The organism is Planktothrix prolifica NIVA-CYA 540 (assembly GCF_963864145.1).
Lineage (GTDB): Bacteria > Cyanobacteriota > Cyanobacteriia > Cyanobacteriales > Microcoleaceae > Planktothrix > Planktothrix agardhii.
Window position 1 is genome coordinate 1,145,994 of sequence record NZ_CAWLTW010000001.1, and the last position, 16,886, is coordinate 1,162,879.

At 40.5% G+C, this 16,886-nt stretch carries 15 protein-coding genes and 1 pseudogene; 10 read left to right on the plus strand and 6 right to left on the minus strand.

The features are described 5' to 3' along the window. Window positions 1-150: 150 nt before the first annotated feature. The 3 genes from AC559H_RS05260 to AC559H_RS05270 all read right to left on the minus strand — a co-directional run bounded on the left by AC559H_RS05260 (window position 151) and on the right by AC559H_RS05270 (window position 3,470). The gene (locus AC559H_RS05260) at window positions 151-1,362 is read right to left on the minus strand and encodes a DUF4336 domain-containing protein (protein ID WP_026798451.1); all 1,212 of its coding nucleotides are present in this window, start codon (window positions 1,360-1,362) and stop codon (window positions 151-153) included. Between the two features lie 54 nt (window positions 1,363-1,416). Then, a complete protein-coding gene (locus AC559H_RS05265) occupies window positions 1,417-2,142 on the minus strand; it encodes an HAD-IA family hydrolase (RefSeq protein ID WP_233422981.1) in 726 nt (241 codons plus the stop codon). A gap of 107 nt (window positions 2,143-2,249) precedes the next feature. Beyond that, window positions 2,250-3,470, minus strand: a complete 1,221-nt coding sequence (locus AC559H_RS05270) for an NAD(P)/FAD-dependent oxidoreductase (RefSeq protein WP_026797693.1) — start codon at window positions 3,468-3,470, stop codon at window positions 2,250-2,252. 346 nt (window positions 3,471-3,816) lie between these two features. On the opposite strand from AC559H_RS05270, the gene psaK reads away from it, so the two are divergent. Then, window positions 3,817-4,077, plus strand: coding sequence for a photosystem I reaction center subunit PsaK (psaK, locus tag AC559H_RS05275; RefSeq protein WP_423212663.1), 261 nt, complete (start codon window positions 3,817-3,819; stop codon window positions 4,075-4,077). A gap of 43 nt (window positions 4,078-4,120) precedes the next feature. Here the strand turns inward: psaK and AC559H_RS05280 are convergent, their stop codons facing one another. The 3 genes from AC559H_RS05280 to AC559H_RS05290 all read right to left on the minus strand — a co-directional run bounded on the left by AC559H_RS05280 (window position 4,121) and on the right by AC559H_RS05290 (window position 7,693). Beyond that, window positions 4,121-5,713 (minus strand): FAD-dependent monooxygenase family protein, encoded by a 1,593-nt coding sequence (locus AC559H_RS05280; protein ID WP_026798453.1) that lies wholly within the window; start codon window positions 5,711-5,713, stop codon window positions 4,121-4,123. Window positions 5,714-5,898: 185 nt separating this feature from the next. Next, window positions 5,899-6,540 carry a histidine phosphatase family protein gene (locus AC559H_RS05285; protein ID WP_026786804.1) on the minus strand — a complete coding sequence of 214 codons (642 nt, stop codon included), beginning with the start codon at window positions 6,538-6,540 and terminating at the stop codon, window positions 5,899-5,901. Window positions 6,541-6,568: 28 nt separating this feature from the next. Further along, on the minus strand, window positions 6,569-7,693 hold the full coding sequence (locus AC559H_RS05290; RefSeq protein WP_026793943.1) for a THUMP domain-containing class I SAM-dependent RNA methyltransferase: 1,125 nt from the start codon (window positions 7,691-7,693) through the stop codon (window positions 6,569-6,571). Window positions 7,694-8,157: 464 nt separating this feature from the next. On the opposite strand from AC559H_RS05290, the pseudogene AC559H_RS05295 reads away from it, so the two are divergent. From AC559H_RS05295 to AC559H_RS05335, 9 genes and pseudogenes are all read left to right on the plus strand, one after another. Continuing rightward, window positions 8,158-9,333: pseudogene (locus AC559H_RS05295) on the plus strand (ammonium transporter); the annotation flags it as partial. Window positions 9,334-9,468: 135 nt separating this feature from the next. Beyond that, complete coding sequence (locus AC559H_RS05300; protein ID WP_339367664.1) at window positions 9,469-10,842, plus strand: PAS domain-containing sensor histidine kinase; 1,374 nt, start codon at window positions 9,469-9,471, stop codon at window positions 10,840-10,842. A gap of 206 nt (window positions 10,843-11,048) precedes the next feature. Then, window positions 11,049-12,536, plus strand: a complete 1,488-nt coding sequence (locus AC559H_RS05305) for an ammonium transporter (RefSeq protein WP_036831892.1) — start codon at window positions 11,049-11,051, stop codon at window positions 12,534-12,536. A 390-nt stretch (window positions 12,537-12,926) separates the two neighbouring features. Next, window positions 12,927-13,676 (plus strand): SGNH/GDSL hydrolase family protein, encoded by a 750-nt coding sequence (locus AC559H_RS05310; protein WP_081694475.1) that lies wholly within the window; start codon window positions 12,927-12,929, stop codon window positions 13,674-13,676. 4 nt (window positions 13,677-13,680) lie between these two features. Then, window positions 13,681-14,850, plus strand: a complete 1,170-nt coding sequence (gene hpxO, locus AC559H_RS05315; RefSeq protein ID WP_026793946.1) for an FAD-dependent urate hydroxylase HpxO — start codon at window positions 13,681-13,683, stop codon at window positions 14,848-14,850. A gap of 106 nt (window positions 14,851-14,956) precedes the next feature. Continuing rightward, the gene (gene uraH / locus AC559H_RS05320; protein WP_026793947.1) at window positions 14,957-15,319 is read left to right on the plus strand and encodes a hydroxyisourate hydrolase; all 363 of its coding nucleotides are present in this window, start codon (window positions 14,957-14,959) and stop codon (window positions 15,317-15,319) included. 5 nt (window positions 15,320-15,324) lie between these two features. After that, a complete protein-coding gene (gene uraD / locus AC559H_RS05325; protein WP_026793948.1) occupies window positions 15,325-15,828 on the plus strand; it encodes a 2-oxo-4-hydroxy-4-carboxy-5-ureidoimidazoline decarboxylase in 504 nt (167 codons plus the stop codon). Between the two features lie 291 nt (window positions 15,829-16,119). Further along, entirely contained in the window at window positions 16,120-16,377 is a 258-nt protein-coding gene (locus AC559H_RS05330) for a hypothetical protein (protein WP_026786796.1), read from the plus strand. Between the two features lie 9 nt (window positions 16,378-16,386). After that, window positions 16,387-16,803 (plus strand): type II toxin-antitoxin system VapC family toxin, encoded by a 417-nt coding sequence (locus tag AC559H_RS05335; RefSeq protein ID WP_026793949.1) that lies wholly within the window; start codon window positions 16,387-16,389, stop codon window positions 16,801-16,803. Window positions 16,804-16,886: the final 83 nt, after the last annotated feature.

A 16,886-nucleotide genomic window follows, 5' to 3' on the forward strand; every position in this document is an offset into this window, starting at 1 on the left:
GGTAGAAAAATTTTGCGATCGCTGTTATAATCGAAAATAACTGATAACTGATAACTGATCTAGCCACAGCCACTATTTTTTAGGGACTGTGGCTTTCTTTTTGGAATTAACCCTCAAACTCACTTCCAGTCGGGTAATGGGTTTTTCTCCTTAAACTTTAGGTTTAGAGGGGGGTGTAATCTTAAATTTATTTAAAAGATCATTAATTTCTAATAGTAACTCAAACTCTGATTCAGGCAATAAATCATAATGACTATTTTTTTCTAAAAAACTAAATGCTTGCCGAAATTGTTCCGGTGTTGCCATAATCGGGGAATCAAAATGACAAGGAATAATCCGGTTAAACTCCCATTTAGAAACTTGATTTGCCCAATTTAAGGTTTCTTCTGGGGCGCGATTTAAAATTAAAGTTTGTAAAATGGGAGCCACAAATAACTGCCCATTTCTGCTTAATGCTTCAAAGGTTTCTTGCCAATTGGGTTTCCATTTAAACGGATAAATCCCAAAATAGGCTTTTTTTGAACGGTCGGGAGCTTGCCACGATTCCCGCACCGCTTCCCCCAATTCTATCGTATCTAAAACACTCGGACGAAAATAAAAGGAAAATAACGAGATTCTCTGCCATCCTCGGCGACGGGTAGTTTCTGTATTTTCTACTTTATGAAAAGTATGATCTTTAGCATGGAATAGGAGGGGATAGGGATCTATTTGTAGAATCGCTGGAGGGGTGTTAGGAATAGAAACAATAGTATCAGTTACTAATAAAGTGTGCGATCGCTTATGGAAAAAAACTACCTCGGCAAATTGTCCAATTCCTAATGCTAAAGGCCCTAAAATTTTATAGTCAAATTCATCAGCAAAGGGTGTATTTCGACTGTCCTGGGGTAGAATATGGGTGCGTTTTGCGGGGAAACCTAACCAACTTAGGGGTAAATTAATCGGAAAACTCCACTGTCCGGGGGCGACAAAAACTTGGGCGTTGGGAAATTTTCGCGCGAAGGGGCCAACAAAAACCTTATGTTCAACTCCTGAAATCGTAGGTAGAATAATATATTTTACATCGCCGTATTCTACAATTAATTCTCTGATTAAATTCAGACATTCTGGAGTTGGAGCAACGGGAGCATACACCAACAAACCCCCCTGTTCTAGTTTTACCACGGTCATCCGAATGGGAACTACAACATAGAGAATCCCCTGTACCTGCTCAAATGTCCAAATGCTATCGGGAACTACTTCCGTGCGGAGGGTGCGCCGCTGACTGTAGGGATAAATCGGGACAACGGGCCACAGGGGCCATGAATAGTCCCGCAATAAACGGTTTTGACGGGGTGCTTCTGGGGGTTTCCGAGGGTACTCCACTGTTTTTTTTACTCCTGTGTCCTGTAGGAAGACGCGCCGTGGCTCGTCTCTACTTTAGAATATCGGAATTGGTTCTAAACTTTCATATTCATCTAAAATCCCTTTTGGGGGTTCGTCTCGATGCAATAATATTCCGCGTATTCCTAGGGCTTTTGAACCTTGATAATCGGCTTTAAAACTATCACCAATATGCCAAACTTCTTGGGGTAAACATTGATGTTTGGTTAAGGCAATTTGGAAAATTTCAGCACTGGGTTTAGCGGCTCCTACTTCTGTAGAAATAGTCACGGTTTGAAAAAAATCAGCTAAATTTAAAGATTCTAAAACCGGATATAATCGGGAATCAAAGTTAGATAATACCCCTAATTCTATCCCTTGCTCTTGCCAAGATTTTAATTTAGGAAGAACATCGGGATAAACAAACCAAGGTTTTTCGGTTTCAAAATAATGATATAGAGCTTGAAAAAAAGCGGAGAAATCTGTAAAATCATTATAGAGTCCGACGGTTTTAAAGGTTTGTTCAGCGATCGCTTTCCACCATTCAAATTCTAAGGGGGGAATTTCATTGGGATCAACCCCTGGAAATGCCATAACCGGAGCCGCTAAAAAACAATTAAAAAACACTTTATCCAAAATTTCAGCTTCAGCATTGACCCCAAATTGTTCTGCAATAATTCGGTAGGCTTCCCCCACACTATGACGCACACCAAATAACGTCCCAACGGCATCTAAAAAAATAACACGGGGTTTTTCCATTGTAGAATTCTGCGAATTAGTCATATTTACGATTGCTATAATTAGCGATAAGCCGGGTTTATATAAACCCGGTTTGTTGGTTTAGAATATTAAATTTTAAGATGCGCTTAAGCGCAACAACGGAATATGAGTTATTCTCTATCTGCCATTTTTTGATCGATTGAAATTAAGAAATCCTGCAAGGGTTTGGTCATCCAATTAAACGCCACTCGAATTTGATGATCAAAGGTGGGGAAGCGATATAAATAGATTAAACGCCGGGTTAAATGGGCAAATTGACCCTCTAATTTTATCCCTAAACCTGTTAAGGTAGCGTTATTAGTTCCTAATGTCATCATTTCCCCTAAATTAATATATCGGAAGGGTAATAAGGGTCTTCTTGTTAATAACGCCCAAAGATTCCATCCGGTATAATCAGCTTGTTGAAAAGCGGCTTGGGCTGTGGTGGGAATTTTTTGACCGTCAGCGTCTTGAGATTCTGCTAAATCTCCTAATGCAAAAATTTCAGGATGATCAATTACTTGTAAGGTTGATGTGGTGACAATTTGACCTCGTTGATTGTGTTTTAAAGGTAGCGATCGCACTAACGGAGACACCTGGGTTCCCACTGTCCATAATACTAAATCCACTGGAATTTCATCAATTTCACCTCGATATTCTAGGGAAATTTTATTGACTTCAACAGCCGCTACAGTGGTTTCTAAATCTATCCAAACCTGGCGATTTAATAAGGCATTTCTAGCGGATTCTTGATTAAATTCGGGAGAAGTTTTTAAGATTTCTTCCGCTTGTTCAATAATTCTAATTCGTCCTTTTGTTCCTAGGCGATCGGCTAATTTACAGGCGAGTTCTACCCCACTATAACCGCCACCTACAATGGCTATTCTAATTTTATCTTGATCTAAGGTTTCTAATCGTCTTAACTGTTCTTCTAAACGGTAAGCATCAGCAATACTTCGGAAAGGAATTGCATAGTCTTTCGCCCCTGGAACTTTATCTAAAGCTGTTTCTCCTCCCATTGCCAAAACCAAATAATCATAGGAAATCTGCAAATCATCTTGCAATTTAACCTGTTTATTTTCAATATCAATTTCGCTAACAATTCCTTGACAAAACTGCACATTGGTATCTTTTAATAGATCTGCAAAAGCGGGGGCAATTTCCCAACTTTGCAGTTCATTAGTCAGTAATTCATACAGCAAAGGTAAAAACAAAAAATGGTCATTTTGATCCACCAGAACAATTTCCGGTTGTTCCGATTTTTGCCAAGGAAGTTGACTTAAACGTAAGGCGGTGTACAGTCCACCAAAGCCTCCACCAAGGATACAAATGCGGGTTTGCGGTTCAGTCATATTAAAATTAGGAGTTTTTGAGTCGGGCTGTTTCTTTCAACTAGGATAGCAATTTTAGTCAAAAAATGTTAAGTATTGCTACAAGGACGAAAATCAATTCCCTTTGTTTGGTAAAACATCTTAACTATAGTAATCCTATTTGAGTTGTGTTCAAAAGTCCTGGGCAAAAGGGAACGCCGGAACAGCCTCCCAAACCCCCCGTGCACGGGGGGCTAGGGGGGAGGGAACAGGGGTAATACTTCTAGCTGTTTCATGTCAGTATTAAAATGTTACAACCTATTTAGGATTGCTATATAACGATTAATTTCCATTGGTTACAGTTTAAAAAACTTTAGGAGATAATTCCATGATGCTTTTAGCCGCGACCGTCGCCACTCCCGTCACCCACGCCTGGAGTCCTACCATCGCTATTGTGATGATTGTGTGTAATATTGTAGCGATCGCCATTGGTAAATTCTCCATCCAACAGCCTAATGCTGGCCCTCAATTACCTTCACCTAATATGTTCGGTGGGTTTGGCTTACCTGCGGTTTTAGCAACCACAAGTTTTGGTCATGTTTTAGGGGCTGGTGTGATTTTAGGATTATCTAGTTTAGGAGTTATTTAACTCATTTTATTTAGTAGGGGTAATTCATGAATTACTCCTACTTTTAATCATAATCCTGTCCTGACCCATATTTCCACGCTTCTAACCAACGATAATAATAGTATTGAGACGAAAGGGGTAATTTATTAAACATCGGTTCTAGGGTTTTTGCCAGGGGATATAAACCCGTATACAGCCCTAAATTCCAGTAGTGAATTGTCCAATCAATTAAACTGATTAACCCCACCTGGGGAATAATTTTAAAAATCAAACCGGGATGGGAAATTGCGGTTTTTGATAGGGTTTTAGTTAAGGCGGAAAACCTTACCACATCTTGCAAAAATGGCTTTAAAATCGGTTCTCCCAATTGTTCCATTTCTTGAAATACGGTAGTTAATAATTGATTAATTTGTTCGGGGTTAATAGTTTGTTGAATCCCCACACTCATCGACCTTTGAAATAACCAAGTTACGGATAAACTCGGTTGATAGGGTTGTAATAAAGATAAGGCATTTTGACTTAATTGATCGGTGGTTAAGGCTTGATCAATTCCATCCGTTAACCGTTGTAAATGACGTACCATCGCCCCAAATCCCCCAAAACTTAAGGGAGATTGATTTCCGCTACTATCTCCCACCGCCAAAACCCGATTCCAGGGCATTTTTAACGGACTATTTTTATAACAGGGAAAAAATCCAAATAACGCCCGTTTAAAGGTTAATTGATTTAACTCAATCTGTTGATATTCGGGTAACAGTTTAAAATAGTCTTCAAACAAAGATTCTAAACTAAACCTTTGGGGGTCAGCATCTAAATAGGTAAATAAATAAGTTGTTCTTCCATCCCTAGCCGGAAACGCTTCCCAAAAATATTGACATTGATTTTTTAAAGGAGTAAAAGAAGCGAAAATATCCCCCGTTTGATTATTAGGATATCCCGTCGCACAGGTTCCCACCACTAAACAAACTGCATCGGGTTTTTGTCCTTGTCTAGCTTGTCGAACTAGGGGGGAAAAATGACCCATTGCATCTATTAATAAGCGGGTTTTTAGGATGATTGACCTGTCCCCTAACCCATCTCCTGCAAGGCGAGGGGAATGAATTTCGGTTACATTTACCGCCACACCATCAGGATGAATAATAGACCCTTGATAAGCCGTATTTTCTAATAATATTCCTCCGGCTTCTAAAAATTTAATTTTGAGAGTTTCTAATAAATAAACCGGATCAACTCCAATATTAAGAACATCTTTCACCCAAATATCATTACCCTGGGGAAAACTTAAACGGGCGGGGTTATATTCCGTAGCGATCGCTGTTTTTAATTCTACCTCAGATAGTAAATTTAATTCAATAAAAACCTCTAATTCCTGACGAGAAATATTCCATTCCTGTTCCCGTCCTTGGAGTTTTCCCCGTTCAATTAATCCCACTCGCCAGCCTTTTATTGCTAAGGTAGCACCGATTAAAATTCCCAGAGTTCCCCCACAAATAACTACATCATAATCCAGACTTTCCAAGGGTTTATCATCCTGTTTAATGGTATCAGGAAGGGGGAGAGTATTATTTTTTAACCCCGTCCAAAGTTCATCCGCTTTTTGTAGACCCTTGAAAGGATTTCCCTGGATTTGAGATAAAATTTCTTCAGTCAGAGACATATAAGTAGTTGCATAAAATAAATTACCTAGTTGAGAGAGGGAACATCGGAACAGCCCCCCCAAACCCCCCGTGCACGCAGGGCTAGGGGGGGAGGGAACGCCGGAACACCGGAACAGGGGTAATACTTCTAGCTGTTTCATGTCAGTATTAAAATGTTACAACTGATTTAGGATTGCTATATCTGTTAATTAAACCGAATAACCGTTTCTAATTCAGTCAAATGAGCGGTATCTCCGTTGAGTTCTAGTATCCATTTATCTCCATTTTGAACAATTTTCACTAAACAACAAAGGGAGGCTTTAATATCCATTTCTTCTAAGGTTGGAATTAATCCCATGGCTGTTCCTAATACCGAAGCACCATGTCCAACCAATAATAAATTATCATCGGGAAAGGTGTTAACTAAACGTTGGGAAGTTTCTCCGGTTCGTTGTAAACAATCTTTCCAAGTTTCAGGATAATTAGGAACTCCCAGAGGATGGGATAAATCAATTTTAGGGAATTTTTTAGCTAAAAAATCTGGGGATAATGTTTCTGGAAAACCCATCCATTCAGGATTTAACCATTCTCCTAAACCCCAATCTAATTTAAGCGGTAAATCTAATTTTTTAGCCACAGCATTAGCGGTTTGTACGGTTCTCAAAAAGGGAGAAGCAATAATTTGAGTAATTCCTTCCCCCACTAAACGATTAGCTAATTGTTGGGCTTGAATTTGACCATCCTCGGATAAATGGGGGTCATAAGGTCTTTCTGCGGTATCAAACCAGGCGGGATTGACAAAATCAATCCGATTTCCATGGCGGGCTATCCATACAGTTTTAGACATAGGTTAAGTTAATAGTATTGTGTTTCCCTTAATAAAGATCATACTTTAATAAAGTACAAGGTAAAGCACCATTATAAACCGCAATTCTTCGAGATGTTCTCAACCCCACTTGTTTTCCTAATGCCTTATTTCCTGTTAAAATATAAGCTGTCCATCCCTTAAACCGTTGTTTAAAAGTATCTCCTAATTGTTTATATAAAGGAGCTAAGTCTTCAGTATGACCCAAACGTTCCCCATAGGGAGGATTACAGATAATTACCCCATGAGCCGCCGGAGGTTCAACTTGAGATAATTCTATTTGTTGTAGTCGAATTTGTTTCGCTACCCCACAGCGTTGAGCGTTTTCCGAGGCTTGATGAATGGTATCTTCATCCTCGTCTGAACCGACAATCGGCGCGGTTAAGGTAGTTAATTGTGCGTCTAAAGCGTCCTGTTTTAGACTATCCCACAATTGAGCGTCAAAATCTTTCCACTTCATAAACCCAAAGGTTTCTCGGAATAGTCCGGGGGCAATATTTAAGGCTTTTAAACTGGCTTCAATGGGTAAGGTTCCTGAGCCACATAGGGGGTCTAAAAATGGTAAATCAGGATGCCATTCTGCCATCTCTAATAAGGCGGCAGCTAGACTTTCTTTTAAAGGGGCTAGTCCCACGGCCGGACGATATCCCCGGCGGTGTAAACTGCTTCCCGAACTATCTAAACTTAGAATCCCTTGATTTTCATGGATATGAAGATTAATCCATAAATCAGGATTATTAATATCAATATCAGAACGTTCTCCAAATTCCAAACGCTGTTGATCAATAATGGCGTTTTTGACCTGAAGGGCGGTAAAATGGGTATGATTTAAAACTTCATTTTTGCCTGTACAATTAACAGCAAAAGTATTCAGGGGTGATAAATACTGATTCCAGTCAATATTTTGAATTTCCTGATACAACCGTTCTCCATTGGGACAGGGAAATTCAGCAATAGGAACTAAAACCCGATATATAGTTCTCCCCCAAAGATTCACCCGATAGAGAAGTTGGCGGGAACCAGCGAAATGAACGCCAGCAAAATCAGGACGAACATCATGAGCACCTAAACGTTCCAATTCCTGAGCAGCGATAAGCTCTAAACCCTTGGCAACCGTGGCAAAATACTGGGTCATTCAGGAGAAAATTTTGAATATTACTATTTTATAATCCCACAACAAAGCCAGGGTTAAAACTATATAACCATAAACAAGAGAAAAATACCCGGTAAATTACCGATTTCAACCCAGTTGTATTATTCCTAATATTCTCTGCAAAATCAGAGTTTTCACAAAGAACGTATGTTTCCTTTTGATCAGAAAAGGACACCGGCGACTGGCCGTGTTTCGTCTCGGTGTCCTTAACTGGTTCGCTCCTCACACGCTTGTTACTCTACCCAAACCCGATCCCATTTGTCAACACCTAAAATATTTTTTTTTCTGATTTCAGGGTTTTAGCCCATAAAATAAGGCTTTTTGACTGACGGATGCTGGTTTGGGCCTTGTAAAATCCATTCGGATTGCGTAACGGTATAAAAGTCCACAAAAATTCCTAAGATAAATTGAGAGAATGGGAGGTTGATTAAGTAACCAATAATTCAGTGATTGATATTCTCTGGCTGCTAGTCTGTTCGGGCTTAGTCTTTCTGATGCAGCCCGGATTTATGTGTTTAGAGTCGGGTTTGACCCGTTCCAAGAATAGTATTAACGTTGCCGTCAAAAATTTTGCCGACTTCGGCATTTCTGTGGCCTTGTTTTGGGCCTTTGGCTATGCCATTATGTTCAGCAGAGCGGCGATGGGCGGGATTGACCCCCAGGCTTTGTTTTTTGATACGACATCGAATCCGGGGCAAGCCGCATTTTTTCTGTTTGAAGCTATGTTTTGTAGTACCGCCACAACAATCGTTTCAGGGGCATCGGCGGAACGGATGAAGTTTGGAGCTTATTTATTAGTTGCGGCTTTAACTTCGGGAATTATTTACCCCGTTTTTGGCCATTGGGCCTGGAATGGGATTGAAACTAACCATTTATTGGGGTGGTTAGGAAAAATTGGATTTGTGGATTTTGCCGGGTCTACCATTGTTCATAGTATGGGCGGATGGGTTTCTTTGGCAGTTCTATTAGTGATTGGGCCAAGGCTGGGACGGTTTACCCCCGATAAAACCACCCAAGAAATGCGCGGCTCTAACCTTTAGTTATCCGTATTGGGGGCGATGTTGTTGTGGTTAGGGTGGTTAGGATTTAATGGGGGCAGTTATTTACATTTAGATATTCGAGTCGCCACGGTGATTGTCAATACCATCTTGGCCGGGACGTCGGGAATGTTAGTCGGGGCGGTTTTGGGTTGGCTGTTATATCGCCGACCGGAAGTTGAATTGATTATTAATGGTTCCTTGGCGGGTTTAGTGGCAATTACCGCATCTTCCCATGCTATCTCGACGACCGCGGCTCCCTTAATTGGTGGGGTGGGTGCTGTCGTTATGGTGTTAGTATCCTTGACCTTGCAACGATGTCAGATTGATGATGCCGTTGATGCCATTGCGGTTCATGCGGGTGGTGGGGTTTGGGGAACCCTCGCCGTAGGTTTGTTTGGAAATCTGGATTTATTGCATACGGGGTTATCGCGTAGTCAACAATTGCTGGTTCAAGTTTTGGGGATTGGAGTTTCTTTTGTTTGGGGATTTGGCTTAACCTGGCTGGTTTTATACACCATTAATCATTATTTTCCATTACGGGTTTCTCTGGAGGCAGAAACCACGGGATTAAATATTTCTGAACATGGAGCCAAAACTGAAATTTATGATTTGTTTGAAGTCATGGAATATCAAGCCCGTACCCAAGACTTTAAACGGCGGGTTCCCGAAAATCAATTTACCGAAGTCGGTCAAATTGGCTGTCGCTATAACCAAGTAATGCAGGCTTTAGAAGATTCCTTAAACCAAACCGAGGCAATTATTGAAAATGCCACGGATGCCATGATTACCTTTAGTAACCCATCGGGAGAAATTTTAAGGACTAATCCTAGTGCAGAAGCAATATTTGGATATTCGGCTGCGGAGTTAATTGGAACTTCCATTTTACAGTTATTTGAATGGCCGACTTCCCAAATTCAAGAACAGCAAACCCTATTGGAAAAATGGTTATCACAGGGACGGCAAGCGGTTGTGGGGAGACGAGCTAATGGTTCTTGTTTTCCCCTAGAAGCTACGATTAATCAAGCAAAATTCGGCTATCAATCCTTTTATTTGGGAAGTTTTCGGGATTTATCTGCCCATAAACGGGCCGAAGAAGCCCTACAGCAAGCCGAAGAACGGTTAAAAACTTCCCTGGAATTAAAACAAAAAAATGACCAACTCAAACACGCCCTCAAAGAACTTAAAAAAACTCAAATTCAACTAATTCAAAGCGAAAAAATGTCGAGTTTGGGTCAGTTAGTCGCTGGAGTTGCCCATGAAATTAATAATCCAGTTAATTTTGTTTATGGTAATTTAATCCATGCCACAAATTACACCCGAGATGTGCTGAATTTATTAGATACTTATCAAAAAGAATATGCTAATCCTAGCGTTAAAATTCAGCAGGAAATTGAATCTATTGATTTGGAATTTCTCAAGGAGGATTTTCCCAAAATTGTAGAATCAATGCAGGTAGGGGCTGACCGAATTCGGGATATTGTTAGGTCTTTAAGAACCTTTTCTCGCCATGATGAAGCCGAATTAAAACAGGTAAGTCTGCATGATGGATTAGAAAGTACCTTGATGATTCTGAAAACCAAACTCAAACCCCAGGGGAAATTAACCGGAATTGAAATTATTAAGGACTATGGCAATATTCCCTTAGTTGAATGTTATCCTGGGCCACTGAATCAGGTGTTTATGAATCTGATTGGTAATGCCATTGATGCCCTCCATGACTCGATGATGCAGGATAAGTTCTCTCTGATATCCTGTGATAAATCCAGAATCCAACCCCAAGTTTTGATTAGAACCCTATCGGTGAATAACCAAAGAATTATTATCGAAATTGTTGATAATGGTTTGGGTATTCCTAAAGAGATTCGGTCTAAGCTATTTGACCCATTTTTTACCACTAAACCCGTCGGAAAAGGTACGGGTTTAGGATTATCCATTAGTTATCAAATTATTGTCGAACACCATAAGGGTCGAATCTGGTGTGAGTCAGAAGTGGGAGAATACACTAAATTTTTGATCGAAATTCCGGTCAAACAGACCCTGGAGTCTAAAGTCAACAAAACCAGTGAACGGCTGTTGACCATTGATGGTTAACCCACAACCACAAACCTGCCCCCTTAATCGAAAATTGATGAAAAAACTGTATTACTTAATACAGAAATTAGGTTAATAATCTATCAAAAATTGTTAGCACTTTAGCTAAAAATTCAGCCACAGAAACCGTGATTTATCTGTAGCCAATTTCAATAGATATCTGCAATTGGTTTCTCCTACTAATGTCGATTCATAAACCCAACATGATGTTTATCTCCAAAAAAACGACCGATTTAGGAAATCGACGACACAAAAATGTGAGTCGTTTCACCGCTAAAATCAATAGGGTGATTTCAAAATTACAGCATTCTCGATGGCTGTCTCCGACTTGGTTAGCTTGTATCCCCCTAACCGCGATTATCGTCGGAGTCTGGAGTTTCGCGGCCGTTGCTCAAACAGATGCCCCTCCCCTGACGGCGGAAATGGTTCAGGGCTATTTAAACATTGCCTGGGTTCTAATCGCTTCAATTCTGGTGATTTTTATGAATGCGGGTTTCTGTATGTTAGAAACGGGCTTCTGTCGCCAGAAAAATGCCGTTAACGTTTTGGCAAAAAACTTAATTGTCTTTGCCTTAGCTACCCTGATTTTTTGGAGTTTTGGATTCTCCTTTATGTTTGGGGGAGAAAACCCTTGGATTGGCGGGGGCGGTTATTTTCTGACCGGACAGCCAGAAACCTACGGTTTATCACCCTTTCCGGCGGGATTACCTGTTTCTCTCTATTTCTTATTTCAAGTTGCCTTCGCTGGAACCGCAGCCACGATTGTATCGGGAGCCGTTGCCGAACGCATTGAATTTATTGCCTTTTTACTCTTTAGTTTACTGTTGGTGGGGATTGCCTACCCAATTACAGGTCACTGGATTTGGGATGCTTCAGGCTGGTTAGCTCAAGCGGGATTCAAGGATTTTGCTGGTTCAACTGCCGTTCACTCCGTTGGTGGTTGGGCAGCATTAATGGGGGCTGCTTTCCTGGGGCCCCGTTTGGGTCGATATGGGGCCGATGGACAATCTCGTGCGATTCCGGGTCATAACATGAGTATCGCCACCCTGGGATGTTTAATCCTGTGGGTATGCTGGTTTGGCTTTAACCCCGGTTCCACCCTAGTCGCTAATGAACAAATTTCTTACATCGCTGTTACCACCAACTTAGCGGCCGCCGCCGGAGCCGTCACTGCCAGTGCCACCTCCTGGTTGAAGGATGGTAAACCCGATTTATCCATGATTATTAACGGGGTTTTAGCGGGTTTAGTGTCAATTACCGCTAGTTGTGATTCGGTCAGCTACCTCCAGGCTGTAATTATTGGGGCGATTGCTGGGGTGCTTGTTGTCTATTCCGTGGGTTTCTTTGACCGCATCAAAATTGATGACCCCGTGGGCGCTACTTCTGTTCACTTGGTTTGTGGGATTTTTGGAACCCTAGCGGCGGGCATTTTTGGTGGCGCTAATTTGGGTATCCAAATCCTGGGTATTCTTGCCGTGGGCGGATTTACCGTCGCTCTGAGTACGATTTTCTGGTTAGCCCTAAAAGCCACGGTCGGCTTACGGGTGCATCCTGAACAGGAATTTGAAGGACTAGACATTGCTGAACACGGGATGGAAGCCTACGCCGGATTCCTCAAGGATGAAGTCGGCCCAGGATTAGGCAGTTCTGGCTCTAGCTTTCCCTCCGAAGGAAGTACCTTCAAAAGTCGTTAATAATATTTCAGGTATAGCAGGGAACACCGGAACAGCCCCCAAACCCCCGTGCACGGGGGGCTAGGGGGGAGGGAACAGGGGGGAAAATACTTCACCGTCTGGGTTCTAAGATCCGTCTGGTGTCCTAACTGCCTTGGCGGTTGCTATATTAGCCGACTATTAGGGAGCATCCGGTGCTCCCACGACTCCTTCCCTGGCTTCCCTTAGCTGGGGATTTTTTGTGGATTTGAAGAAATCTTGGTTAAATATTAATGGACAGATTAGGTTGAGTGAGTTTTGTTTAAGCAGCATTGGAATCCAGTATTTATTCGCTCGAAAATAATTCCGTATTGGGCTTGGATATCCTTAATCGGCAATGGATTACTCTTGTTTATCATCCTGGGATTGATAATGCACCGACAATCTGTTTCCCATACTCCCTCCTCCCTGACGGATGTTGTTCTGACCCATCCTTTGCCCTCAGAATCGGCGTCAATTAATGCTACAGGCCCCCGTCATCGCTGGACTTATGAACAATGGGTGGAACAGTTGCGGCGCGAAGCCAATGCGGTGGCGGCTATCCCCCCGGAACGTTTAACTATTTTAGCGGGGGATTCCTTAAGTTTGTGGTTTCCGGCGGAACTTTTACCCCAAGACAGAACTTGGTTAAATCAAGGAATTTCTGGGGAAACTTCCGCAGGATTATTAAAGCGGGTTAAATTATTTGATATTACTCAACCGGAAACTATTTTTGTCATGATTGGCATTAATGATTTAATTCGGGGCATAGATGATAGTACATTATTAAATAATTATCGAGAAATTATTAGGGATTTACGTTGGGTACATCCCGATACTCAAATTGTTGTCCAATCAATTCTTCCCCATAGTGATAAAAATTCTAATTGGGAAGGACGGGAACGCCTATTAAAAATTTCTAATCAACGCATTCGTCACTTAAATCAAGAGTTAAAATTCATCGCCCAGGAAGAAGGAGCTTATTTTTTAAATTTACATTCCCTATTTACCGATGCAGATGGTAATTTAAGACCGGAATTAAGCACCGATGGTTTACATCTAAATCAACAAGGTTATTTAGTTTGGAGTTCCGCCTTAAAAATTTATAGTCAAATTGCCCTAGAACCATCTTCTAACCCTTAAAATTATGAATCATCTCAAAATTATTATTATCGGTGCAGGAATTGGTGGTTTAACCGCAGGTTTAACCCTAAAACGGGCAGGATATACCGTAGAAATTTATGAAAAAACCAGCGAAATTCGTCCCGCCGGGGCAGGAATTTCTATTTGGTCAAATGGGGTTAAAGTTCTGAATAGTTTAGGTTTGGGGGATGAAATTGCCAAAATCGGTGGTCAGATGGATAGGATGGAATATCGCAGTCATACCGATAAATTATTAAATCAAATTAATCTCAATCCTGTGACCGAAACCGTAGGACAGCGACCCTATCCCGTGTCTCGAACGGAATTACAATCCCTGCTTTTAAACGCCTTTAATAATAATCTTGAAACCGTTAAACTGAATGCTCAATGTATTGGCGTTGAACAGAATACCCAGGGCGTGACCGCCTATTTTGCCAATGGATATCAAACCAGTGCAGACCTATTAATTGCCGCCGATGGCATTCATTCTCAATTACGGGATTATGTGGTCGGTCATCCGGTAGAATTGCGTTATGCCGATTATGTTAATTGGAATGGTTTAATTAAAATTAATCCCGATTTAGGAGATAAAAATACTTGGGTTATTTATGTTGGAGAAGGCAAAAGAGCCTCGATGATGCCCATAGGAAATAACCGATTTTATTACTTTTTTGGTTGTCCGATGGCAAGGGGAACAATTGTTGAACCAGAGTATCGTCAACGGGAGTTAAAATCAATTTTTGCCCGATGGCCGTCTCCAGTTCAATCTTTAATAGAAAATCTCAATCCCCAGGAATTAAACCGTTTAGAAATTCATGATTTAGACCCCTTAGAAACAATCGTTAAAGGTCGAGTTGCACTGTTAGGAGATGCAGCCCATGCTTCCACCCCAACCCTCGGACAAGGCGGCTGTCAAGCCATGGAAGATGCAGAAATATTATCTCGATTTCTATTAACTACTAATTTAGGAGTAGAATATGCTTTAAAACGATATGAATCTGAACGCAAAGAACGGACTTCAACCCTAGTTCTCAAAGCCCGAAAACGAGCCGATATGATTTATGGAAAAGACCCCCATTTAACCCAACAATGGTATCAACAACTCCAACAAGAAACCGAACAGGATGTTACCAATGCTTTATCTAAAACCATCCTAGGCGGCCCCTTTCACTAAAAGAAAAGAAACCGGGTTTCTAAAAAAATCTTGATTTGAGTTAATAGACCATAATTAGAAACCCGGTTTCTGAGGTATTATTAATTTTAACCCTTAACTTTTTCCTATGGTTGGTAAACTAACAACCCATGTATTAGACACAGCCCAAGGTCGTCCAGTTGCCCATTTAAAGATTGAATTATGGCAAATCAATTCAGAAATAGGAGAACGAACCCTTCTCAAAACTTCTATTACAAATAAGGATGGTAGAACCGATATCCCCCTATTAACAGAAACCGAATTAAAGCAGGGAATTTATGAATTAGTCTTTGCCGTTGGGGACTATTTTAAAACCCAATATGAATCCCTAGATTATCCCTTATTTTTAGATAATATTCCGATTCGATTTGGCATTGCTAACCCCACCGTTGCCTATCACGTTCCCCTATTAGTTTCTCCCTGGTCTTATAGTACCTATCGAGGCAGTTAAACATCATGCAAACCTATTCCTTATCCCAAGTTAATCAAATGACTAAAGCGGAATTTATCGCAGTATTAGGAACTATTTTTGAAGCATCTCCTTGGGTGGCAGAACAGGCAGAATTAAAACGACCCTTTGGGACTATAGAAATATTATATCAAACTATGGTTGCCATCGTTAAAAATAGTAATTCACAACAACAATTAGCCTTAATTCGCACCCATCCCGACTTAGGAAGTAAAGCAAAAATGGCAGGATCTTCAGTCAAAGAACAAGCCGGAGTTGGGTTAGACCGTCTAACATCTGCCGAATATCAATACTTTCATCAACTCAACCAAACCTATAAAGATAAATTCGGGTTTCCCTTTATTATTGCCGTTAAAAATCATACCAAAACCAGTATTTTAGCGGCGTTTGAACAACGGTTAAATCATTCTATTGAAGCCGAAAAAATAACCGCCCTAGAAGAAATTTATAAAATCGCCCAATTTCGTCTTTATGAAAAAACAGTTCGCTAACAGCCAGAATCCTACCCCGTATCTATCGGTAGTATGGGCAATCTCCCTGTGGTTGCACCTAAAGATTGTGTGGTTAGTCCTAGCTATAATATTTAGTAGTAACACCAGGCAGAAAACTATACTGACCATATTAGTTGCCGACAACGTGCTTCCGGGGCTGAGTTTAGACGATTAACTGCTCGGATGGCTTCTCATCCAATTTGAGCAAAACTGTCCTAAATTGATTCTCCAGCATAAGAAAAACCCTGTAATGTAAGAAATCAAGAATACTAAAAACACGGAGTTAATTAGATGAACAAAATTACCTTAGAAATTCCTGACCAATTAATGAATCTAATCCGAGACAAATCAGAATCTATAGAATCTATTTTACTCAAAGCATTAGAGGATTATTTGACCAAAGAATCTTTAGATATTACTAAAACAAAAACTTGGGAACTTTGCGGTAGTTTAGAAATACCCAATCCCGAACCAGAATTTATTGTTAGTGAGCAAAACTCAGAATTATCCACTAACTACGCTGAAAAGATTGATCAAATTTTATATTAAAGTAGGATTATGAATCAAGAAATAATTGTTGATACATCAGCTTTAATTGCTTTTTTTGTTAAATCCGAAACTAACCATCAAATAGCCAAACAGTATGTATTAAACAATTATCATTATCGCTGGGTGATTTTAGAGACAGTCTTTGATGAAACTGTAACTTGGATTAGAACAAAAATTTCTAGTTCTGCTTCCATTAAAATTGGTCAAATCTTAAGAACTGAACATCGCTATGTCACTATTTCTGATCAAGATGATCAGGCTGTTTGGGAAGCCTTTTGTAAATATGATGACAAAAAATGGAGTTATACAGATTGTTCTATTTTAGTAATGGCAAATCGTCTCAATATTTGTGAAGTTTTTGCTTTTGATGAACATATACGCCAAATGAAAGGATTAGGGATTATTTGCCTTCCTAACCTCAAATAAATGGTTTTAATATCACACAATCAACAGAATTATTAATACTGATATGAAACAACCAGGGGACGTAAACTTAAAAACAAAGGTAA

Coding starts and splice junctions, on each gene's coding strand:
- AC559H_RS05265 (WP_233422981.1), bottom strand. CDS start 2,142: ATGACTAATTCGCAGAATTCTACAATGGAAAAACCCCGTGTTATTTTT.
- AC559H_RS05270 (WP_026797693.1), bottom strand. CDS start 3,470: ATGACTGAACCGCAAACCCGCATTTGTATCCTTGGTGGAGGCTTTGGT.
- psaK (WP_423212663.1), top strand. CDS start 3,817: ATGATGCTTTTAGCCGCGACCGTCGCCACTCCCGTCACCCACGCCTGG.
- AC559H_RS05280 (WP_026798453.1), bottom strand. CDS start 5,713: ATGTCTCTGACTGAAGAAATTTTATCTCAAATCCAGGGAAATCCTTTC.
- AC559H_RS05285 (WP_026786804.1), bottom strand. CDS start 6,540: ATGTCTAAAACTGTATGGATAGCCCGCCATGGAAATCGGATTGATTTT.
- AC559H_RS05290 (WP_026793943.1), bottom strand. CDS start 7,693: ATGACCCAGTATTTTGCCACGGTTGCCAAGGGTTTAGAGCTTATCGCT.
- AC559H_RS05300 (WP_339367664.1), top strand. CDS start 9,469: ATGCAGGCTTTAGAAGATTCCTTAAACCAAACCGAGGCAATTATTGAA.
- AC559H_RS05305 (WP_036831892.1), top strand. CDS start 11,049: ATGTTTATCTCCAAAAAAACGACCGATTTAGGAAATCGACGACACAAA.
- AC559H_RS05310 (WP_081694475.1), top strand. CDS start 12,927: ATGCACCGACAATCTGTTTCCCATACTCCCTCCTCCCTGACGGATGTT.
- hpxO (WP_026793946.1), top strand. CDS start 13,681: ATGAATCATCTCAAAATTATTATTATCGGTGCAGGAATTGGTGGTTTA.
- uraH (WP_026793947.1), top strand. CDS start 14,957: ATGGTTGGTAAACTAACAACCCATGTATTAGACACAGCCCAAGGTCGT.
- uraD (WP_026793948.1), top strand. CDS start 15,325: ATGCAAACCTATTCCTTATCCCAAGTTAATCAAATGACTAAAGCGGAA.
- AC559H_RS05330 (WP_026786796.1), top strand. CDS start 16,120: ATGAACAAAATTACCTTAGAAATTCCTGACCAATTAATGAATCTAATC.
- AC559H_RS05335 (WP_026793949.1), top strand. CDS start 16,387: ATGAATCAAGAAATAATTGTTGATACATCAGCTTTAATTGCTTTTTTT.